This window comes from Streptomyces sp. NPDC059454, assembly GCF_042749965.1.
Classification (GTDB): domain Bacteria; phylum Actinomycetota; class Actinomycetes; order Streptomycetales; family Streptomycetaceae; genus Streptomyces.
In genome coordinates this window covers 69,423-89,270 of the sequence record NZ_JBHYVC010000028.1, presented here as the reverse complement: position 1 = coordinate 89,270, position 19,848 = coordinate 69,423, and the positions used below count along the sequence as shown (strand labels likewise).

General features: G+C 71.1%; 17 protein-coding genes and 1 pseudogene. 5 read left to right on the top strand and 13 right to left on the bottom strand.

Annotation, left to right across the window (positions count from 1 at the left end; all coding sequences use genetic code 11):
* Positions 1 to 43 precede the first annotated feature (43 nt).
* The 5 genes from ACFXAE_RS20620 to ACFXAE_RS20600 are packed head-to-tail and all read right to left on the bottom strand — an operon-like array spanning position 44 to position 7,455.
* The gene (locus ACFXAE_RS20620) at positions 44 to 2,950 is read right to left on the bottom strand and encodes a hypothetical protein (protein WP_384716644.1); all 2,907 of its coding nucleotides are present in this window, start codon (positions 2,948 to 2,950) and stop codon (positions 44 to 46) included.
* The gene (locus ACFXAE_RS20615; RefSeq protein ID WP_384716641.1) at positions 2,947 to 4,071 is read right to left on the bottom strand and encodes an AAA family ATPase; all 1,125 of its coding nucleotides are present in this window, start codon (positions 4,069 to 4,071) and stop codon (positions 2,947 to 2,949) included. Before ACFXAE_RS20615 ends, ACFXAE_RS20620 begins: the two co-directional genes overlap by 4 nt.
* 50 nt (positions 4,072 to 4,121) lie before the next feature.
* On the bottom strand, positions 4,122 to 5,546 hold the full coding sequence (locus ACFXAE_RS20610) for a VWA domain-containing protein (protein WP_384716638.1): 1,425 nt from the start codon (positions 5,544 to 5,546) through the stop codon (positions 4,122 to 4,124).
* The gene (locus tag ACFXAE_RS20605; protein ID WP_384716635.1) at positions 5,543 to 6,937 is read right to left on the bottom strand and encodes a hypothetical protein; all 1,395 of its coding nucleotides are present in this window, start codon (positions 6,935 to 6,937) and stop codon (positions 5,543 to 5,545) included. The genes ACFXAE_RS20610 and ACFXAE_RS20605 overlap by 4 nt, the downstream gene beginning before the upstream one ends.
* The gene (locus ACFXAE_RS20600) at positions 6,937 to 7,455 is read right to left on the bottom strand and encodes a hypothetical protein (protein ID WP_384716632.1); all 519 of its coding nucleotides are present in this window, start codon (positions 7,453 to 7,455) and stop codon (positions 6,937 to 6,939) included. The genes ACFXAE_RS20605 and ACFXAE_RS20600 overlap by 1 nt, the downstream gene beginning before the upstream one ends.
* Before the next feature lie 180 nt (positions 7,456 to 7,635).
* Here ACFXAE_RS20600 and ACFXAE_RS20595 point away from each other — a divergent pair, with 180 nt between their 5' ends.
* The 3 genes from ACFXAE_RS20595 to ACFXAE_RS20585 all read left to right on the top strand — a co-directional run bounded on the left by ACFXAE_RS20595 (position 7,636) and on the right by ACFXAE_RS20585 (position 11,306).
* Positions 7,636 to 9,294, top strand: coding sequence for an N-6 DNA methylase (locus tag ACFXAE_RS20595; protein WP_384716629.1), 1,659 nt, complete (start codon positions 7,636 to 7,638; stop codon positions 9,292 to 9,294).
* Between the two features lie 109 nt (positions 9,295 to 9,403).
* Complete coding sequence (locus tag ACFXAE_RS20590) at positions 9,404 to 9,802, top strand: hypothetical protein (RefSeq protein WP_384716626.1); 399 nt, start codon at positions 9,404 to 9,406, stop codon at positions 9,800 to 9,802.
* Between the two features lie 454 nt (positions 9,803 to 10,256).
* A complete protein-coding gene (locus ACFXAE_RS20585; RefSeq protein WP_384716623.1) occupies positions 10,257 to 11,306 on the top strand; it encodes an alpha/beta hydrolase in 1,050 nt (349 codons plus the stop codon).
* 114 nt (positions 11,307 to 11,420) lie between these two features.
* On the opposite strand, the gene ACFXAE_RS20580 is transcribed toward ACFXAE_RS20585, so the two are convergent.
* The gene (locus tag ACFXAE_RS20580; protein WP_384716620.1) at positions 11,421 to 11,843 is read right to left on the bottom strand and encodes a hypothetical protein; all 423 of its coding nucleotides are present in this window, start codon (positions 11,841 to 11,843) and stop codon (positions 11,421 to 11,423) included.
* Between the two features lie 289 nt (positions 11,844 to 12,132).
* Positions 12,133 to 12,867: a TioE family transcriptional regulator gene (locus ACFXAE_RS20575; protein WP_384716617.1), complete on the bottom strand. Its 735-nt coding sequence runs from the start codon at positions 12,865 to 12,867 to the stop codon at positions 12,133 to 12,135.
* 58 nt (positions 12,868 to 12,925) lie between these two features.
* On the opposite strand from ACFXAE_RS20575, the gene ACFXAE_RS20570 reads away from it, so the two are divergent.
* Positions 12,926 to 14,131 (top strand): erythromycin esterase family protein, encoded by a 1,206-nt coding sequence (locus ACFXAE_RS20570; protein ID WP_384716614.1) that lies wholly within the window; start codon positions 12,926 to 12,928, stop codon positions 14,129 to 14,131.
* A gap of 197 nt (positions 14,132 to 14,328) precedes the next feature.
* Here the strand turns inward: ACFXAE_RS20570 and ACFXAE_RS20565 are convergent, their stop codons facing one another.
* The 4 genes and pseudogenes from ACFXAE_RS20565 to ACFXAE_RS20550 form a co-directional block, all read right to left on the bottom strand.
* A complete protein-coding gene (locus ACFXAE_RS20565; RefSeq protein ID WP_384716611.1) occupies positions 14,329 to 14,916 on the bottom strand; it encodes a hypothetical protein in 588 nt (195 codons plus the stop codon).
* Positions 14,917 to 14,927: 11 nt separating this feature from the next.
* Positions 14,928 to 15,398 (bottom strand): AHH domain-containing protein, encoded by a 471-nt coding sequence (locus tag ACFXAE_RS20560; protein ID WP_384716608.1) that lies wholly within the window; start codon positions 15,396 to 15,398, stop codon positions 14,928 to 14,930.
* A pseudogene (locus ACFXAE_RS20555) lies at positions 15,382 to 16,266 on the bottom strand (type IV secretion protein Rhs); the annotation flags it as partial. The pseudogene ACFXAE_RS20555 and the gene ACFXAE_RS20560, both read right to left, overlap by 17 nt.
* Positions 16,267 to 16,281: 15 nt before the next feature.
* Positions 16,282 to 17,115, bottom strand: coding sequence for a DUF6531 domain-containing protein (locus ACFXAE_RS20550; protein ID WP_384716605.1), 834 nt, complete (start codon positions 17,113 to 17,115; stop codon positions 16,282 to 16,284).
* A gap of 417 nt (positions 17,116 to 17,532) precedes the next feature.
* Here ACFXAE_RS20550 and ACFXAE_RS20545 point away from each other — a divergent pair, with 417 nt between their 5' ends.
* Positions 17,533 to 17,721, top strand: coding sequence for a DUF397 domain-containing protein (locus ACFXAE_RS20545; protein WP_384716602.1), 189 nt, complete (start codon positions 17,533 to 17,535; stop codon positions 17,719 to 17,721).
* Positions 17,722 to 17,776: 55 nt separating this feature from the next.
* Here ACFXAE_RS20545 and ACFXAE_RS20540 read toward each other — a convergent pair whose 3' ends face one another.
* A complete protein-coding gene (locus ACFXAE_RS20540; protein ID WP_384716599.1) occupies positions 17,777 to 18,361 on the bottom strand; it encodes a hypothetical protein in 585 nt (194 codons plus the stop codon).
* Positions 18,358 to 19,830, bottom strand: coding sequence for a hypothetical protein (locus tag ACFXAE_RS20535; protein ID WP_384716596.1), 1,473 nt, complete (start codon positions 19,828 to 19,830; stop codon positions 18,358 to 18,360). Before ACFXAE_RS20535 ends, ACFXAE_RS20540 begins: the two co-directional genes overlap by 4 nt.
* Between the last annotated feature and the right edge of the window lie 18 nt (positions 19,831 to 19,848).

Here is a 19,848-nt window from a genome sequence, read left to right as displayed (position 1 = left end):
GTCCGCCCCCCCACCCACGGGGGCTCGGCCCGCTCCTCCGCGGTCACCTGCCGGCGAGCAAAGCCGCCAGGGCCGTGGCCGTCGCAGGGTGACGACTCACCGGCGCGGCACCCGACGGGCCGGGACGAGCCGTGACGTCGGCCCACACCTCGTCACAGCCCAGCAGTCCCGCCACCGCGTCGCACGTCGCCGGATGCGCGGCCAGCAGCGCCGCACCCGACGGAGCGGGGACGTCGGACCGCGCCCAGCCTTCGTCGCAACCGAGCAGCTCCGCCACCGCGTCGCACGCCACCGGGTGCGCCGTGAGCAGGGCCGCGCCACGGCGGACAGCGGCCGCGGGCTTCGCGGCGAACGGATCCGTCTCCGGCGTCCGCCACGGCGGCACCCACGCGTCCAGCTCCGCCAGCCGGCCCGGGAAGATCCGCCCGGCCTCGCGGACCATCAGCGGGGCGAGGTCCGCCGCGCCCGAGCGCAGGGTGGTGATCAGCAGCGGCAGCCACGGCAGCAGCACCGTGTCCGGCAGCCGTCCGAACGCGTTCGACACCGCCTCCACGACCACGTCCGCCAGCCCCGGCACGGGCTCCAGCGCGTGCACGAAACCGCTCAGGTAGCGCGGGTAGGAGGGCACCACCAGCGGGTTGTCCAGCAACTCGTCGCACCGGGACCGCAGTTCGGCCCGGGACAGGGTGCCGAGCTGCACCTGCGCCGCCCACAGCAGGGCCGTCTTCGCCGGGTCGTCCGGGTGCGACTGGGCGACCGCGAGCTCCAGCTGGGTCCGGTCGCAGCCCAGCGACAGGGCGAGGCTCTCCATGGAGAACAGGAAGCCGAGCATCGCCGCGACCTGCCCCACCGTCGCGTCCTCGTCCCGGAACGCCGTCGGCAGCAGCGTGCAGTAGTGGGCGTAACCGGTCTTGACGAACGACTCGACCCACGCCGGCAGCACCGGCTCGCTGGTGCGGTAGTACGCCAGCAGCGCACGCACCCGGCGCAGCACCTCCGGCGCCCCGTCGACGCTGCGCTCGGCGGCGAGCAGCTTCAACGCGTGCGTGCCGAGCTCGTCGGCGAGCCGTCGGCCACCCAGGTACAGGAGCGTGTCCTCGACGGCCGCCAGCACGGTCGCCGTGGTCGCCCGCGGCCCGTACGCGTCGCGCCGCAGCCGCTGCTCCAGGACCTGTTCCAGGCTGACGCCCTCGTAGCCCAGCTCGATCAGGGCCCGCTGGTGCGTCCCGAGCGCCAGGTCCCACGACTCCTGGATCGACCGCTCACCGAGCCGCCGCTCACCCATGATCGGCCGTGCCGCCCCCTGCGGCAGCAGGCGCCGCAGCATCCACAGCACGTCGGAGCAGGCCCGCAGCTCCGGCCGGGACGCCATGTCCAGCAGCGCCCGGCGCACCCCGCGCTGCTCGAGCCTCAGCTCCAGCGGTGCGAGCCGGTCGTACACGTCACGGGCGAGCGGCGGCAGCGATGCGTACCCGACCTGCCCGATCCGGTCGCCGCCCATCATGATCTCGACGAGGCGCCGCACGTCCCGCCGCCCCGGGACGCGGTCCTTCTCGATGCAGGTGACCGCCGCGTCCTGGAAGTCGTACGGCGTCGGCTTGGCCCGGTCCCGCATGCCGGCGAGCAGGATCGACGTCTCGAAGACGGCGATGGCGTCGGCGGTGGAGGCGAGATAGCCGTTGCGCCGGGCCGCCCGCACGATCTCCACCGACCAGCCGAGCAGCTCGGCCTCGTCGAGCCCGTCGAGCACGGGCGGCCTGCGCAGGAAGCCGGACAGCCTGTCCGCGGCGGCATCGGACGGCGGAGCGGGGACGACGGCCGCCTTTCTGCCCGCGGACTTCTTCCTCCCGGCCTGCCCCTCCAGTACGTACGGCTGCACACGGGCCCGCTTCAGGCTTTTCGCCCACTCCGTCGCGGCGATCGACACCGACCCGGCGGCGAGGCCGAACTGCGCCTCGATCGCCGCGTGGCTGGACGGGATCAGCCCGTACTGCCAGGTGGTGGAGGTCCGCGGGGAGATCGTGAACGTGTCCGAACCACCGTGCACGCCGAACTCCTCGACGCGGCTGGCCGCGTGGAACGCCCCGCACACGTACAGGCAGTCCTCCGGGTCCGTGCCGGTCGCCGCCAGGTGCTCCCGCATCCGGGTCCACATGTACCGCTCGCGGTCCTCGTCCACCCGGACGCGGGACCCGTCGCCGGGGGCGAGCCTCCGGAACAGGCTGCCGATGAGGAACATGACCTGACGGTAGGTGTCGTGGTCGGCGGCGCCGTCGCCGAGCGGGACCTCGACGTACTGGTGCCACCACTCCGACCAGTGCCGCACCTTGCCGTGGCGCAGCAGGTGCTCCTCCAGCTCGGCGAAGCGCGGCCGCAGGTCGCCGATCTCGACGCCGACGGCCTCGCCGTGCAGCGCGGCCTCGGCCTCCTTCGGAGGTTCGGCCCCCTCCTGCTCCTGCTCGCCCCTCCTGTCCCACTGGAAGACGTGGTCCGCCGACCGGTCGACCAGGACCAGTTCCACACCCGGGGTGTCCAGGGCGTACGCGATCGCCTGGTACTCGGCGGACGCCTCCGTGACCGGGGCCACCACCGACAACGGGGCCCAGTCGGCGGGGAAGCCGTCGACGTCGCCGGCGAACGCCTGCACCGCCACCGGCAGCCGGCAGTTGCGCAGCTCGGTCAGGAGCGGTGCCATGTCCTCGCACAGCTCCAGGTACACCACCTTGGGCTGCTTCTCGCGCAGCCGGCGGGCCATGGCGAGCGCCGAGGCGGGGGAGTGGTGACAGACGGGGAAGATCTCCAGCGGCTCGCGCACCGCCCGGTCGACGTCGTCGACCATGCCGAGCAGGATGCCCTCCAGGGCGTCGGGACCGCCCGCGAACGCGACGGCGGCATCCTGGAGTTGGCCGCGCAGCCCGGCGAAGGCGCCGCTCTCCCGGTGCCCGCTCATGACAGGGTGGCGATCGCGTCGCGGCCGCCCTCGAGGAACTCGGGCCAGGAGCCGCCCTCCTCCTTGCTGCGCGGCTCGACGACACCGTGCAGGTACTTGTTGAGGATGGCCAGGTCCTCGGGCTCGCGCCGGGTGAGCGAGCCGACCAGCGAGGAGGCGAGGGCGCGGGCGGTCAGGGTGCGCTCGCCGAAGAAGTTGCTGTGCAGGACGGCGTCCTCCAGAACGCCGATCTGCTCGGCCGTCGACAGCGCGGACTCCAGCTTCTCGTCGTCGCTGCCGGCCGCCGCGGCGGAGGCACGCAGGTCGGCGAAGCTCCGCAGCAGCACGTCCAGCAGGGTCGGCGGCACGTCCAGGTCGATCGAGTGCCGGCGCAGCAGCTCCTCGGTGCGGAAGCGGACGATCTCCGCCTCGCTCTTCCTGTTCGTCACCACCGGGATGCGGACGAAGTTGAAGCGGCGCTTCAGCGCGGAGGAGAGGTCGTTGACGCCCCGGTCGCGGCTGTTGGCCGTGGCGATGATCGAGAAGCCGGGCTTGGCGAAGACGATGTTGTCGTCGCCGCCCCCGCTCTCCAGCTCCGGGACGGAGATGTACTTCTCGGAGAGGATCGAGATCAGCGCGTCCTGCACATCGCTCGTGGAACGGGTCAGCTCCTCGAAGCGGCCGATCGAGCCGGCCTCCATCGCGGTCATGATCGGCGAGGGGATCATCGACTCCCGCGACTGGCCCTTGGCGATGACCATCGACACGTTCCACGAGTACTTGATGTGGTCCTCGGTGGTGCCGGCCGTGCCCTGCACCACCAGCGTGGAGTTGCGGGAGATCGCCGCCGACAGCAGCTCCGCCAGCCAGCTCTTGCCCGTGCCGGGGTCACCGATGAGCAGCAGACCGCGGTCGGAGGCGAGGGTGACGATCGACCGCTCCACGAAGCTGCGGTCGCCGAACCACTTCTGCGACACCTCCCGGTCCAGCCCGTCGGCACGCTCGGAGCCCAGGATGAACAGACGGACCATTTTCGGGGACAGCCGCCACGAGAACGGCTTGGGGCCGTCGTCGATCGACTCCAGCCAGTCGAGCTCCTCGGCGTACTTGATCTCGGCAGGGGCGCGCAGCAGGTCGGACATGAGGGGAAGGCCTTTCCGTACGGTGATCACGGCGAGGGTGTGTTCGGTGATCAGGTGAGGAACGTCTTGAGTTCGTGCACGAGCTTCTTGATGTGGCCGGAGATCACCGGCGTGCCGAGGTCCTTGAACTTCTCCCGGAACCACGGGTTGACGCTGCCGCGCCCGGAGCTGGTCACCGAACCCACCGGGATGAACTTCGCCCCCGAGCGGTGGATGGCGGCCATGCTCTCGAACAGCTCGTCGGTGCGCCATTCGTAGAAGTCGGAGATCCACACCACGACGGTGTTGCGCGGCTCGGCGATCTTCGGCTGGGCGAGCGCCATGGCGACGGTGCCGTCGGTGCCGCCGCCGAGCTTGGTGCGCAGCAGCGTCTCGAACGGGTCGTGCGCCCAGGGCGTGAGGTCCAGCGCCTGCGTGTCGTACGCGATCAGATGGACGTCCACCTTCGGCAGTCCGGCGAAGATGGAGGCCAGGATGGTGCAGTTGACCATCGAGTCGACCATGGAGCCCGACTGGTCCACGACCACGATCAAGCGCTGCGGTGTCGTCCTGCGGCTGGTGTGCCGGTAGTAGAGCCGGTCGACGTAGAGCCGCTCCTCCTCCGGGTCCCAGTTGGTGAGGTTCTTCCAGATGGTGCGGTCGAGATCGAGGTTGCGGTAGACGCGCTTGGGCGGGACGGACCGGTCGAGTTCACCGACCGTGGCCTTCTCCACCTGGGTGCGCAGCACTTCGGTGACCTCGTCGACGTAACGCCGGATCAGCGCCTTGGCGTTGGCGAGGGCGACACCGGAGAGGTTGTTCTTGTCGCGCAGCAACTGCTCGATCAGCGACATGCTCGGCGTCAGCCGCGAGGCCAGCGCGGGATCGGCCAGCACCTCCCGCAGATGCATGCGCTTGACGAGGCCGGCCTCGATGGAGCCGAGCTCCGGTCCGATCTCGGGGATCAGACGGCTGAGGTCGGGCGTGGGGCCGCCGAAGCCGGTGCCGGTCGGGCTGACGCCCTGCCCGGCTCCCGCGCGGTTGCCGCCGCCGCGTCCGCCGCGCAGCTCACCGGGCCGGCAGCCCAGCGCCCGCTCCAGCCGGCCCGCGTCGGACTGCCAGCGCGCCAGCTGTTCGGCGGTGACGGTGCCCGAGCCGGGGGCGAAGACGTTCAGCAGCACCTTCGACGCGAGCGCCGCGCGCCGCACCTCGGTGGCCCGGTCACGCGCACCGTCCTCGTCCGGCCCGGGCGTCATCAGCCCGTCGAACTCGGCGGCCAGTTCCGGGTGCCGCTGCACCACGGAGTCGACGGACGCCCCCGGGTCGAGCAGCGCGGACGGCAGGCCGATGTCCTCGACGACGGCGAGACTCGCCGACTCCAGGGACGCCTGCTCCTCGGGGTCGAAGAGCCGGGCCAGCAGCCGCCAGTACAGCACCTGCCGCCGGTTCTCGTCGGGATCGGGCGCCGGGGCGCCTCCAACGGTCTGCTCGCTCATTTCCGCAGCAGCTTTCCGGCGCGCTCGCGCAGCACGGTCACGGCATCGGTGGCGGCCTTCTCGGCGCGCACGCCGGCCTTGTCGGTCGTCCCCCCGGCCCAGGCCCCGGCGTGCACGGCGACGCTCTTCCTCCGCACCGTCTTCTCCACGGCGAGCGGCTGGAGCAGGAACTCCCCGGCGTCCCAGCGCAGCAGCCCGACACACGCACCGGACGAGGCGACCACCTCGGGGGTGAGCGGACCGGCGGCCGGCACCCGGTCGGTGTCGACGGCGAGACGCTGCCCGGCGACCCGGAACGCCACCCCGCCCTCGTCCTCCTCCACGGTGTACCCCTCCAGCAGGACGGGCACGGTGATCCGGGCCGGGTGCCGGTCGAGCGGAGCGGTCGCGAAGGCGGTAGCGGCGGGCAGCGCCACCCGCGCGGTGGCGAAGGCCTCGGCGGGCTCACCCGTACGGGCCCGGGCGTCGTCCCAGATCAGATCGCCCTCACCGGTGACGGGCATCGCGTCGAGCTCCATGGCACGCCCCTCGCCCACGGCGGCCAGCAGGGACAGGTGCGGCCGGAGCAGCTGCCACAGCCCCGCCCCGACGACGGTGTCGGGCTTCGGCGCGGACACCGAGGCCCGCACCAGCCGCGGTGTGCCGCCGTCCGCCGGCTCGAACACCGCGTGCACCTGCGCCTGTACGGCGGTGGCGTGCTCCTGCACGTCGACACCGAGGGGCAGCAGACGCCCGGTCGCCTCGCCGACCGCGGGGGCGGACGCCGCGCCGGGCAGGGTCAGCAGCACGGCTCGCGACCACAGGTCGGCCCACCGGCGTACGGGAACGTGCTCCAGGGACGCACCGGGACAGGAGGCGGCGAGTTCGGCGGCGAAGCCGTCGAGCAGCGTGGCCAGGCGGCGCAGCGCCGGGTCGGGCAGCATGGCGGACACGACGGGCGCGGCACCGGCGATCAGCTCGTGGTCGATACCGTGCCAGCCGGCCCGCGCGAGATCGCACAGCCAACTACGCGCGGCGACATGCAGGTTGACCGCGTGTTCCGCCCCGTCGGCCGCAGCCGTGCCGCTCTCCCCGTCCCGCGCCCGCCCGACGGCCTCCTCGACCCGCAGGACGAGCGCGTCGTGCACGGAGCCGAGCAGGGCGGTGCGAGCGGCCGCGAGCGCCACGAAGTGATCCTCGCCGGCGGCTCCGGCGGCCGTCTTCTCGGCGGCCTCGGCGACCCGTGCCGCCAGCGGCGACCCGGCGACGGCAGCCGCGAGGGCGGCCAGCCCGCTCGCCCGGGCAGGCTGCGGACGCAGCAGACCGGCGACCAGCGCCTCGTCGAAACCGTCCACGGCCGCGAGGGCCTCGTCGAGTCCGTCGACGGCGTCGTTCAGCAGATCGGCACGCATCAGGCCACCGCCCTCGTCGTCGGGAACCACTGCATCTCGGGCAACGGAGCTGTGGTCGGGGCGAGTTCGAGATACGCGAGGTGCCGGAGGAACCGGCTGAACACCTGCGCCGCCGCCGAACTGTCCCCCTGCGCGGGCCGCGTGCGGCCCATGGCACTGAAGACGGTGTGAGCATCCGGGGCCTCGCCGGAGACCTCGGCCTTCAGATACCGCGCCACGCGCTCGACGCCGTACTGCAGCACGGCCTCATCGACGAGGGCGCGTATGTGATTGCAGAAACCCCCGCGCGCCCCGCCGCAGGGCCGGTTGTTGTTGGTGCTGCACGCGAACGCGTACGTCCCCGCCTCGACGGACGACACGTACACCCGCCCGATGTCCGACCCGCTGGACACCACCCCCTGCAACCGCCCGTCGGCCAGTTCCACGAACGGCACCTTCGCGAGCTTGCGCGGACGCGCGGACGGCACCACCCGTGCCGTGCTCGACTTCTCCCGGACCGACAACGCACCATCTCCCATGCATGCGAAAAGGGGACGTCAACGCCAGAGCGGCGCAACGGGATCAAGCTATCGGCAGCCACTGACAACGCCCTCGGCACGGGACGGGCACGGAGGCGGCGGGCGGGGCGATCGCCGTTGACGTCGTCAACGGTCATCTTTCATTGAAACGTGGCCGGGGTGCTGTGTACCGTGTTCGGTATGCCACAGACCCCGGCCACGCCGGCGAACCCATTGGTCACCGGTTCCGAGATCGCCCGTATCGCGGGTGTCACCCGTGCCGCCGTGTCGAACTGGCGGAGGCGGTACGACGACTTCCCCGCGCCGGCCGGCGGCGGCGCCAACAGCCCGCTCTTCGACCTGGCCGAGGTCCAGGCCTGGCTGGACAAGCAGAGCAAGGGACAGGACGTCACCGACGAGGTCCAGCTGTGGCAGGTGCTGCGGGGCGCCTACGGCGACGACATCCTCGGCGGGCTCGCTGACATCGCGCACGCCCTCGCCGCCCCGGGGGAGGAGGCGCCGGCCGCGCTGCCCGACCGGGCGGTCCGGCTCGCCCGTCACATGGCCGGCAGCGGTTCCGCCGCGGACGTGGTGAGCGGCCTCGCCGAGCGCTTCACGGAGTCCGTGCGGCGAGCGGGTTCGGACCAGGTGACCTCGCCCCGAGTGGTCCGGGCCGTCCGGCACTTCGCGGGTGACGTGGCGGCCGACGCGGTGCTGTTCGATCCGGCCTGCGGAATCGGTACTCTCCTGCTCGCCGTCGGCGCCGGACAGGGCGCCAGGCGATGCGGTCAGGAAGCGGACGCCCGCAGCGCACGCCTGGCGCAGTCGCGGGCCGACCTGGCGGAAGTCCCCCGTACCGAGATCAAACGGGGCGACTCCCTGCGCGCGGACCGGTGGCCCGATCTCAAGGCCGACCTGGTCGTCTGCGATCCGCCGGTCAGCGACACCGACTGGGGGCGGGAGGACCTCCTCCTCGACCCCCGCTGGGAGCTGGGCACCCCCTCCCGCGCGGAGGGCGAACTCGCCTGGCTCCAGCACGCCTACGCGCACACCGCGCCCGGTGGCCGTCTCATCATGGTCATGCCCGCCTCGGTGGCCTACCGCAAGGCCGGCCGCCGCATCCGGGCCGAGCTCGTCCGCCGGGGCATCCTCACCCAGGTCACCGCGCTGGCCCCGGGTACGGCCGCCGCCCACTCCCTCCCCGTGCACCTGTGGCATCTGCGACGCCCGCGGACCCCGGACGACGCGGCCACCGCCGTACGCATGGTCGACCTCACGTCGAACGACCCGGACGATCCCCTGGAGCCACGGTCCCAGCAGGTCACCGAGGTCCCCCAGATCGATCTGCTCGACGACCTGGTCGACCTCACCCCGAGCCGTCACGTCGAGGAGTCGCACCGCGACTACGTGACGGAGTACGACACCTTGCGCCAGGAGCTGACCGAACAGGTGCGACGCCTCGCCGAACTGCTCCCCGCCCTGGTCGCCGGTGAGGGCACCGGGGCCCTGGACGGTCCCAGCGTCGGCGTCGCCGACCTGGTCAGGGCCGGTCTTGTCGAGTACGCGGACCCGGAACCGGTCTCGGTCAGCGACCAGCTCGACACGGACTTCCTCCAGGGCTTCCTGCACAGCGCCGCCAACAGCCGCCGCTCCACCACCGCCAGCGGCACCTTCCGGCTCGACAACAAGGGCGCCCGCATCCCGCAGATGGACATCACCGCGCAGCGCGGCTACGGGGTGGCGTTCCACGCGCTGAGGGAGTTCGAGGAGCGGGCGCGGAGGGTGGCGGAACTCAGCCGGCAGATCGCGGCACTGGCGCGGGACGGCCTCGGCAACGGGGCGCTGAAACCCGGCGCCTGACGCCTTCGTGTCGAAAATGTGTACGCGCACGCCCCGGGTGTCTGGCACGATGAGACGCTGCATCGAAGTGTCTTCACGCGGGCCGAGCGTCCTGACCTAAGGGGATTCCATGGCGGACTGGATCTACATCCTCGATCCGCGCAGGGACACGCTGGACGGAGAGCCGTCCGGCAAGGAGACGATGCTCCGACTGGCCCAGGAGGAACCGGAGTTGGAGCTCTGGCTCAGCCGCCGCAACCGCATGGAGCCGGGCGACCGCCTCTGGTTCTTCTTCGCGCGGCCCGAGTCGGCGGTCGCCGCGGTGGCCGAGGCCGACGACAGACCCCGTCCCGACGACGAGGACCCCGACATCCCCTACATAATCCCCGTGACCCTGGTGACCGAGGCGACGAAGGCGCTGTACCGCGACCCGGTGAGCCGCGAGGAACTGGGCCTGGGCCAGGTGCGGTCGGTACAGAAGGTGAAGCCGGAGGCCCTGCCGGTACTGCTGGCGCGGGCGGGGCTGTAGCGCCGACGACGCTTCCGGTCCTCTCGGCGGCCGGCGAGGTGGAGCCGGAGGCGACAGTGGTCCTCGGCTTCGACGAACACCTGCTGACCCCAGTGGGCGGTGAGGCGGTTCGAGACCTCGACAAGCCGACGGCGGTCCTCGAGCGTGCACGCCGGCCAACGAGCCCGGCCCTGGCCGGCGATCTCGTTGCCCAGCCCACTGAACAACACGGCCCGCCAACGCCGCTCCTCCTCATCGGTCGGCGGCGTGGACGCGCCCTCCTCGGGAAGCGGCCGGACGTTGCAGAGGTCTCGTATCACCGTCGGGCTCTCTCGGTCCGTTCCGCGCGAGCTTACCGACGCGCCGGTGTCGTGCATCGTCACGGCCGTCCAGGGGAAGGCCGGTTGCGACGGTCTTCCGAGTCCGCCCGGTTGAACCGTTCACGCAGCGACGAACCGCATCTCAGGGAGCCGCCTTGTCAGCGACCACGACCGCCGTCCTGCCCCGCCGGTCCAGAGCCCTGCTCATCCTCGCCACGGTGCTTGTCACCCTCGCACCGATCGCACCCGCGCTGGCCGCCGCCCCGCCGGCGCCCACCGCCGGCGGGGAGACAGCCGAGGATCCCCGTTCCCCGAACCCACGCGGTGCCGAGGTCGTCGCGGTCACCCGGGTCGCCGAGCGGCAGGTCGACCTCTCGGTGAAGTCGGCGGCCCTGGGCGGCCGTACGGTCGAGGTCCGTCTCCTCACCCCCGACGGCTGGAACCCCGGCGACCGGAGCCGGCACTGGCCGACCCTGTGGCTCCTGCACGGCTGCTGCGGCGACTACACCTCGTGGACCGCCATGACCGACGTCGCCGAGACCGACAGCCTGCGCGACGCGCTCGTCGTCATGCCGGAGGCCGGCTGGAACGGCTGGTACAGCGACTGGTGGAACCACGGCGAGGGAGGCGACCCGGCGTGGGAGACCTTCCACACGGTGGAACTGCGCCACCTCCTCGAACGCGACTGGGGCGCCGGCCGGAACCGCGTCGTCGCCGGACTGTCGATGGGCGGCCAGGGCGCGCTGCTCTACGCCGCCCGGCACCCCGGCATGTTCAGGGCGACCGCCGCGTACTCCGGCTCAGCCCACCCACTCCTCGACGACGAGTCGGTCGACCGCATCATGGGGTTCTTCGCCGGCCAGGGCGGCGACCCGCTGCGGGTCTGGGGCGACCCGGTCGCGCAACGCCGCGTCTGGCAGGCCCACGACCCGTTCCACCTGGCCGAGCGGCTCAAGTCGATCCCCGTGTACCTGTCCTGCGGCGACGGCACCACCGGCCCCCTGGACGCACCCGGAAACACCAGCGCCCTCGAGGCCGACTTCAACCGCCAGAACCACGCCCTGGCCGCCGAACTGGAGCGCGTGGGCGCCAAGCACCTGACCACCCACTTCTACGGCCCGGGCACCCACGCCTGGGCGTACTGGGAACGCGAACTGCACGCCTCACTGCCGATGCTGCTGGGCGCCCTCGGCTTGGCGGGATGACGCCCGGGTCCGGGTGACCGGCGGCCGTGGTCGGGGCTGTGTCCAGGAGGCCGGGGGCCACGGCCCCGGCCGGGCTCCCGGTGGCACCAGGCACATGGCGTCCGCTCGAAGCGGTCATGAAGTGCCCTTCTTGTCGGTACGGAGTCGGACGACGGTCAGGACCACGGCACAGGCCAGGCAGAACAGCGCCAGGACCGGGAGCACGACCAGCACCGGGTTCACCCAAGCCGGGACCAGGTCGTACCCCGCGTGACACTTGTCGTGCAGCGGGAACCACCGCGTGTACTCCTCGAAGTTCACCCTGCGGTACGCCCGGTCGTAGGTCTGGCCCGCCTTGTGGCATGCCTCCTCCGGGTCCAGCGACGCCCCGGCGAGGGAGCCGACGAGGTGGCTGACACCGGCTCCCAGCAGGAGGAGCACCGCGCTCCAGGTGAACCATGCGGGACTGCGCCGCCACGTGCCGGAGAGCAGCGGGCGGCCCCAGAACCACAGGCCGACCAGGAAGGGCAGGAGAATCGGGATGAGAACGAGGGCCATGGGGTGAACTCCGCGGGTTCTTCCTGACCTACCGGACCGCGGCCTGCTCGCGGTGGACAGCCAGGCTTTCCTTATTATTTGACGGCCAGGCAGGTTCTCCAGGCCGATGAGGGCGGACCGACGGTCGGAGAAGCCCTGACAGGGCTGGGCCGGCTTCTTCGTGTCGCCGGGAACGAGGACGGAGTCCGCCGGCAGGGCGACGCCCGCGCCCGTGATGAGCGCCGGCCGAGCCGCGTCGAACCACCCGCGCCCACGTGGTACGAGTCGGACACCGGGACACCGAGGGTCTTCACGCGCGTGCGCGCAGGTACGCCTCCAGCTCTGCCGCCCCGGTCAGCATCGCGCGCGAGCGGGCGGACAGCCGATCCTGCCAGTCGCGCAGTGCGCCCTCCAGGGGCCCCAGCCCGCCCGCCGTCCGCACCTGCTGGATCAGGGGTGCGATCTGCTCCAGCAGGTAGCCGCCGCGCCTGAGTTGGTGCGCCAGCCGGGCGTCGCGTACGTCGGACTCGTCGTAGACCCGGTACCCGGTCACCGGATCTCGGCGCGGTCGTACGAGCCCGGCGTCCTCCCACTTGCGCAGCGTCGCCGGCCGAATCCCGAGCTCCCCGGCCAGTGACCCGATGAACATACGGCCGGGCCGGGGCGGCGAGGCGTCGTGTGCGGCACCCGTACGGCGGGAGAGGTCACGCAGGGCCCTCTCGACGGCCTGGAGTGTGCGCCGGTCGTCGAGCAATTGGGCATGGCTCTCGTCGATCAGGCGGAACGCCTCGTCGGCGGCGCCCCGGTTCACCGCCTGCATGATCGCCGTCGCCGTCGGGTGACTGTGCCCGGGCACCAGGGCGAGGAACGCGCGCAGGGCTCGTGCGTGCAGCGGGGTGTAGGTGCGATAGCCGGTCGCCGTGCGGTCGGCGGCGGGGAGGATGCCGGCCTCCTCGTAGTTCCTGACGGCCTGCGTGGACAGACCGTGCCGCCGCGCCAGGTCGATCGGCCTGAGCTTCTCACCGCTTTGAAGGTTCCGACCCATCTTGCGGACGATATCGCGCCCAAGTCTCCACCGAAAGTTCAACGATACCGTTGAAGGCATGGCAACCGACATCACGGACATCACCCATGCCGTCGAGGCCTCAGCCGTCATGAAGCTGTTTCCGGCCCGCCCGCGGCTCCTCGCCCTGGGCGAGCCCACCCACGGCGAGGACACTCTGCTCGACCTGCGCAACGAGCTCTTTCGGCAACTCGTCGAGCAGGAGGGCTACCGGACGATCGCGATCGAGAGCGACTGCGTGCGGGGCCTGCTCGTGGACGCCTACGTCACGTCGGGCACGGGCACCCTCGACGAGGCCATGGAGCGCGGGTTCAGCCACGAGTGGGGAGCGTTCCCGGGCAACCGTGAACTCGTCCGCTGGATGCGGGCGCACAACGAGGACCGACCCGAGTCGGAGCGGCTCCGCTTCGCCGGTTTCGACGGCCCGCTGGAGATCACCGGCGCCGCGAGCCCCCGGCAGTCCCTCACCGCGCTCCACGCCCACCTCGCGGCCCACATCGACGCGGACCTGCTGCCCTGCACCGCGGAAACCCTCGACCGCCTGCTCGGCGCCGACGAGCCGTGGACGAATCCGGCCGTCATGACGGACCCGTCCCGGTCCGTGGGCCGCTCGGCCGAGGCCAAGGAACTGCGGCTGCTCGCCGACGACCTGGTGGTGCTGCTCGACACACAGGCACCCCACCTGATCACCGCGACCTCGCGGGACGACCGGGACCGGGCGCGTCTGTACGGCCGTACCGCCACCGGCCTGCTGCGCTACCACCACTGGACGGCCGACACCTCACCGGCCCGCATGACCCGGCTGCTGGCCACCCGGGACGGAATGATGGCCGGCAACCTCCTCGCCCTCGCCGACCGGGGACCGGTACTCGTCCATGCCCACAACAGCCACCTCCAGCGGGACAGGAGCACGATGCGCATGTGGGACCACCCGCTGCTGGAGTGGTGGAGCGCCGGCGCGCTCGTGAGCGCTCGGCTCGGCGAGCAGTACGCCTTCCTGGCCACGGCCCTCGGCACGATCCGGCACCAGGGGGTGGACACCCCGCCCCCGGACACCCTCGAAGGACTCCTGTACACCCTTCCGGAGGGCCGCTGCGTCGTCGACGCCCCCCGACTGGCCGCCGCCCTCGCCGACACGCGCCCCGCTCCCCGAGTGTCCCCGTACTTCGGCTACGCCCCGCTCGACCCGGCCCACCTGACCCGGACCGACGGTGTGGTGTACGTCAGGGATGTCCCGCGGGGCTAGGGTCTTCGTGACACGGGGCTCAGAGGGGGAGTGACGGACGTGCTGCTGGGTCCGGGCCTGTCCGCGGTCTGTGCCGTCGGCGCGCTCATCGCCGCGGCGGGGGCCGTCGCGATGGCGCTCCCGGGCCGGCCCCAGCCCTGGGCGGCGCGTCTGCTGCGCCGTACGGCGGCAACGGCCGCGTGGGCTCGCGTATCCGGTCAGACACCCCACGGGTCGGGGTGCGGCGCGGCCGCCGGATCCGGGGACCACAGGAGGCGGCCGATGACATCGTCGCCGACGACGTCCTTCAGGAGGTCCAGCATCCAGCCGTTCCAGCAGACGGCGACGGGAAACTCCGGCACCCGGAACGCCGGCAGGTCGACCGGATACGCCTCAGGGCGGAAGACCATCTTCTTCATCTCCCCGGTGGCCTTCTTCGGCTGCGACGACCGGCGTGTGTCCAGGCAGTCGACCAGGGATTCCACGACGTAGAGGACGTAGTCGTCCGCCGCTGTCCCGGCGACCCGGACCGGCACCAGACGTCCTGCCTTCTCCAGCTGGTCACCCAGCCGACCGGCGAGACGACGGCTGAACACCGGTGCCCCCGGACAGTCGGAGGCGAACTCCGCCTCACGCCCTTTCCGGTCACCGGTCCACTCCGCACCGAACTCGGTGGGCCGCTCGGCCCGCTCTCCCTGGAACTGCCAGCGTTTGAGACCGATCAGTGAGTCGTCCAGACGAAGCGTCCGGAGGTTTCCCTCGCCCGGTGTGATGCGGTAAGCAGCCAGTGGAGTGGAAGAAGCCATGGGAGCCATCCTTACGCCGTCCAGTATGCGGTGCTCGGCACCTGGTGGGTGACACCGGCCAACTCGGTCTCGATCTGCCGTCCGATGCTGCGCAGCTCGCGACGGAGCACCGTGCGGATGGCGCGGTCGCCGTAACCGAGGGCCACCCGGTCCGCGACCACATTGTGCAGGTGAGCGTCGAGACGCCCCAGGAACCGGTCGGTGTGTGTGAAGTTGTGGGGTCTCGGGTGACCGAGCGGAATACCGTTCGCCGCGTCGTTGATGTCGACCTTGTACTGTGCCGGCAGTGCCCGCATGCGAGGGCCACCCGAGCGCCTGAACCCTGAAGGAACGATGTGCGCCGCCGTTGCCCGAGACGTCGTAGCGGAGCGCGAGGACGGCGTCGGGGCCCGTCGCCCGAACCAGGCGACCGGCTTCGTCGTGTGCGTACACAGTCGTCCGCCCGTCCACGGACTTCTCGATCTGGTTGCCGGCCAGGTCATAGGAGAACCGGACGCTCTGGCCCAGAGCGTTGGTGCGTTCCAGGAGCTGGCCCGCCGCGTCGTACCGGTAAGTGACGGTGCGTCCCTCGAAGTCGGACTCCGAGACGAGGTTGCCGGCCGCGTCGAAGGCGTAGTCCCAGGTCGGTCCATGCGGGTTGGTGACCTGGACGAGACGCAGCTCGGTGTCGTAGCGGAAGGTGTACCGCGCGCCGTCCGGCCTGGTGCGGGCGGTCAGCAGGTCGAATCCGCCGTACTCGAAGCGTGTGACCCGTTCCGCAGCATCGGTGTGAGTGAGCCGGTTGCCCTCACCGTCGTACGTCCAGGCCTCGGTGGCGCCGTCCGGACCGGTCCTGGAGAGGAGGAATCCCTCGACGGTCCAGGTCTGCCGGGTGGTCCCGCCCAGCGGGTCGACGATCTCGGTGGTGCGGCCGAAGGCGTCGTACGCCAGGCAGGTCCGCGCGCCGAGCGGATCGGTCACGCGGACCGGCTGCCCTGCGGCGTTGTTCTCGAACCGGGTCACCCCGCCCAGCGCGTCGGTCACCGAGGCGATGGCTCCCGTCCCGTCACGGGTGAAACGGGTGACCCGCTCGCCGGGCTCCGTCAAGGCCGTGCAATTGCCCAGCTCGTCCCATTCCTGACGCCGGACGGTGCCGTCGTGGTCCGCCAGCTCCACCGGTAGGCCGAGCTCGTTGTACCGGGCGGTCGAGCGAGCTCCGTCCGGCAACCGAACCGCGGTGAGACGTCCGGCCTCGTCCCACTCCATACGCAGGGTCCGCCCCAAAGCGTCCGTGCGGGACAGAAGTTGATCGCGGCGGTTCCACTCGTGGTGGATCGTGTGGCCGAGTTGGTTCGTCTCCGTGACCAGTTGGTAGGCGTCGTTGAACTAGTACCGGATGGTGTTCCCCGACGAGTCGACGGCGGTCGTCAGATGCGACTGATCGTCGTACTCGAAGGTGCAGTCGAGAATGCCCTCCACGCCACGTGCGGCGACGCACCGTCCGGCATCGTCGTACGCATAGCGGTACCAGGCCCCGTTGCGGTCCTCCCAGCCGACGATGCGATGTCCGGCGTCGTAGGAGAGCTTCAGGGGCACGCCGGAGGAGTTGTAGATCTCGGTGAGGTCCCCATGGGCGTCGTAACCGTACCGGACCAGGGTGGGCCGCTCAGGATGGCTGGCCAGGACGAGTTCCGTGATCCTGCCCTCCTGGCACCTCACCGCGATGTGATGGCCACCGTGGTGAGCTACTTCGACGGGCAGTCCGTTCTCGTACGCGAGCGTGATCGTGTTGCCGTTGCGATCATTGATCACGGACAGCGGCAACTCCGCTTGTACGCCGGCGGGCAGCGGCCGGAGGGTGAGAGTACGACCGGTCTCCGGCTGACGCAGGGTGAAGGCGCCGCCCGGCATGCCGTCCCAGCTCAGCGGCCAGTGGGGCCCCTCCACGGGGAGGACGGTGACCTCCGGATCGGGAACCGGGTAGTGAAGGATCATGCCGTCCGCAGCAACGAACCGCACGCCGCCCGCATCGAGTAGGAGCCGCTGGTCGAGTGTGGTGATCCAACTGGGTCCGAGAAGTCTGCCGCCCCGCACGCCGGTGCGGTGGCAGCGTTCCAGGAGGAGAGGCAGAACACCGTCGAGGAAGACATCGATCTCTTCCATGACCATCTGACCGGTGGCCATGTCGACCGGGTCGCCGCAGGTGAAGAACTTCTTCATCTGCCGGCCCAGGGCACGGGTGCTCTTGCCGATGGTCCGCGAGCGCGTCCCCGCACATCGCGTACGACTTCTCCAGCTTCCGCAGGTTCTTGGGAACCCCGGAGAACTCCTCCTTGAACACCTCGGCCGACTTGCCCGCCCACTCCGCCAGCGTCCCCTCACCGGCCATCCCCTTCACCAGGCGCAGCGCCTCGGAGACGTCGTCGGCGAAGTCGTGCAGGACCTTGGCCAGGGTGCGCACCCGCTGCGGATCGCCGGGGACCGGGTCCTTGTCCAGGTCAAGGACATGCCAATCACTCGGCCGATGACCCACCATGCCGCGACCCCCGTCACCCGCACATCGTCAACACCCGTATGCGCGTGTGAACCTACAGGGCACGACAGTTCGATGAAAGATCGGCATGATCCTCTCAGCCCATGAGGGTCTCGGCGATCTGCCGGCTGGTCTGCGAGGCGATGGGCAGGGCACAGGGCGACGACCGCGTGGAGGCCGCCGTTACCGAGCAGGCCATCCACCTACGGGACTTCAAGGACGTCCAGCGCCCGCCCTTCACGGTGGGGCGTGAAGGATGGACGCGCTTCGTGGGGTTTGTCACCGAGGTGTGACCTGTGTCCAGGTGGCTGCCCTGTCGCGGACACCGCCGGGACGTGACTTGTCGGCTCAGTTGGCCAGTGCGACGCGCTCGACGTAGGCGACCTTCACGGACGCGATGTCGGACAGTTCGCGCTTGTCGTCGAACTCGCTGTACTCGTTGAACTCGCTCTTGTCGGCGTCGGTCTTGCCGGCGGCCAGGTGGGTCGACCCGATGTAGGTCTGGCCGACGAAGTCGCCGTCCTCGTCGAAGGCGTTGACGATGACGGAGTAGTTGGCGGGTTCGTCCCCCTCGTTGGTGATCTTGTAGACGAACTCGTAGGTCTCGTCGGTGTCCGAGTCGCAGTCGTTGTAGGTGTACTCGTCGGTGTCGTCGCAGTCTTCGTACGCGTCGCTGTCATCGGTGACGAGCTTGCCGCCCGAGACCTCGACGTGGTCGATGGGGTCCCCCTCGTCGGCCAGCGCCCACCAGGCGACGCCGCCACCGGCGAGGAGCAACGCGACGACGGCGGCGACTATCAGGGCGCGCTTGGCCGGACGGCGTCCTGTCGCGGCTGCTGGGACAGGCATGGGGTAGGCCTGGGTGACGGTGGGCGGCGCCGCCGGGGGCGGCGGGGGCGTGGTGTCCGGTCTCTCGGGCGTGCTCTCGGTCATGTGGCTGCTCCATCTCGGGACGTGGGGTTCTTGCCGGCGTGGTCCTCTGCCTCAACAATGCGGCTACCGGTCCCCGCCAGGAAGAGCACTGCGGCAAGGACCGATACGACGCAGGCGGCCCCGAAGACGTCGGACTTCTCGTCCTCGAACATGCCGGCCGCGGTCAGGGCGAGGAACACTCCGGAGGTCTGCCAGCCGGTTCCGTCGGGCATCGGGCCCGCGGTTCGCGTGCGTATGCGGGGCAGCCACAGGCGCAGCAGCTCGGCGGTGGCCGCGAGGGCGACGAGGCGGGAGGCGATCATCATGGAGGGGTGGGCCGTGTTGTCTCCCAGTTCGCCTACGCCGACGACGGTTGTCAGGCAGAAGTAGAGAATCGGGACCAGCCAGCCAGGGCTTGCCCGGACGCCCGGAATCGGGTGGGGGTCGGTCCGGTCAGTGGCCTTGGTGAAACCGACCCGGGCTGTCGCACTCCCCGGAGTGCGGGGAGACGGGATGCCGGGGAGGGGCGACGCCTGGGGAATCGGGCGGAGCGCACGGTTCTGCGCGCGGCGGACGCGACGGCCGGCATCGCCGTACGTGTCCACGTGGGCCGACAGTTGGCTCTGGAGGTCGAGCAGTTTCTCGGCCATCGCGTCGAATTCCGCCCTGCGCACGGCGGCGAGCCGCGCGGCCTCTCCCGTGGCGGCGGTGAGCAGGTCGAGGGCTTCGGTGCGCAGTCGGACGGCTTCCGCGCGTGCTGTTTCGGCTGTCTGCGGGGCCTTGGCCAACTCCGCGCGCAGGCGGACGCGTTCTGCCTCGATGATCTCGACGATGCGGTGCCGCTCGTCCGGGGGCAGCTTGTGCGGGGCGCGGGCCTCCGCGCGGGTGAGGGCGGCCCGACGCCACTCCAGCAAGGGGCGGCCACGGTGTTCACCGATGCCGTTGATGTGGACCTTGCCGCCCTTGGTGCGGTGGATGTAGAGGACGTCGCCGCCCTTGCCGTTCGGTGCCTTCTCCCAGCTGACTTTGTGGAAGTCGGCGGCGGTTCTGATGCCCTGTGCTGCCAGGCTGCGGATGAGGCCGTTGCCGATGCCGCTCACCTCGCTGGCGGTGAGGTAGGTGCTGCTGAGCGCGCGCTCGATGGAGTGACGGCGCAGGAGCGCCAGAGCTTGCGTCTCCTGACGCTCGCGTTCTCCGTCCAGCGCGTTGAGCTGGTGGGTCAGTGAGGCTTCCTGGCGTGCCTGTTCCTCATGGATCCGGTGCAGCGCCTTGTCGTGGGTGGCCTCGACGCGGTTGTGGCGCCTTGCCTCGTGGTTCAGGCGTCGTTGGTCGGCGACCTCGAAGGCGCGGCGCTTGGAGAGGAGGCGGCGGAGGGCGCCGATCGACTCGATGAGCCGGCGGCGCTCCGCGCGCACGTCCGAGGGAGAAGGCGCGGCGGACGGAAGGGCGGGGGCCGACCCGTCCCTCCGCGGGGCGGTGTTGTCGATCAACGAGGAACTCTTTCAGGC

What these genes read in the sequence shown, in the direction of transcription:
- ACFXAE_RS20620 (WP_384716644.1), bottom strand. Translation starts at nt 2,950, where the DNA reads ATGAGCGGGCACCGGGAGAGCGGCGCCTTCGCCGGGCTGCGCGGCCAA.
- ACFXAE_RS20615 (WP_384716641.1), bottom strand. Translation starts at nt 4,071, where the DNA reads ATGTCCGACCTGCTGCGCGCCCCTGCCGAGATCAAGTACGCCGAGGAG.
- ACFXAE_RS20610 (WP_384716638.1), bottom strand. Translation starts at nt 5,546, where the DNA reads ATGAGCGAGCAGACCGTTGGAGGCGCCCCGGCGCCCGATCCCGACGAG.
- ACFXAE_RS20605 (WP_384716635.1), bottom strand. Translation starts at nt 6,937, where the DNA reads ATGCGTGCCGATCTGCTGAACGACGCCGTCGACGGACTCGACGAGGCC.
- ACFXAE_RS20600 (WP_384716632.1), bottom strand. Translation starts at nt 7,455, where the DNA reads ATGGGAGATGGTGCGTTGTCGGTCCGGGAGAAGTCGAGCACGGCACGG.
- ACFXAE_RS20595 (WP_384716629.1), top strand. Translation starts at nt 7,636, where the DNA reads ATGCCACAGACCCCGGCCACGCCGGCGAACCCATTGGTCACCGGTTCC.
- ACFXAE_RS20590 (WP_384716626.1), top strand. Translation starts at nt 9,404, where the DNA reads ATGGCGGACTGGATCTACATCCTCGATCCGCGCAGGGACACGCTGGAC.
- ACFXAE_RS20580 (WP_384716620.1), bottom strand. Translation starts at nt 11,843, where the DNA reads ATGGCCCTCGTTCTCATCCCGATTCTCCTGCCCTTCCTGGTCGGCCTG.
- ACFXAE_RS20575 (WP_384716617.1), bottom strand. Translation starts at nt 12,867, where the DNA reads ATGGGTCGGAACCTTCAAAGCGGTGAGAAGCTCAGGCCGATCGACCTG.
- ACFXAE_RS20570 (WP_384716614.1), top strand. Translation starts at nt 12,926, where the DNA reads ATGGCAACCGACATCACGGACATCACCCATGCCGTCGAGGCCTCAGCC.
- ACFXAE_RS20565 (WP_384716611.1), bottom strand. Translation starts at nt 14,916, where the DNA reads ATGGCTTCTTCCACTCCACTGGCTGCTTACCGCATCACACCGGGCGAG.
- ACFXAE_RS20560 (WP_384716608.1), bottom strand. Translation starts at nt 15,398, where the DNA reads ATGACCTGGCCGGCAACCAGATCGAGAAGTCCGTGGACGGGCGGACGA.
- ACFXAE_RS20550 (WP_384716605.1), bottom strand. Translation starts at nt 17,115, where the DNA reads ATGAAGAAGTTCTTCACCTGCGGCGACCCGGTCGACATGGCCACCGGT.
- ACFXAE_RS20545 (WP_384716602.1), top strand. Translation starts at nt 17,533, where the DNA reads ATGAGGGTCTCGGCGATCTGCCGGCTGGTCTGCGAGGCGATGGGCAGG.
- ACFXAE_RS20540 (WP_384716599.1), bottom strand. Translation starts at nt 18,361, where the DNA reads ATGACCGAGAGCACGCCCGAGAGACCGGACACCACGCCCCCGCCGCCC.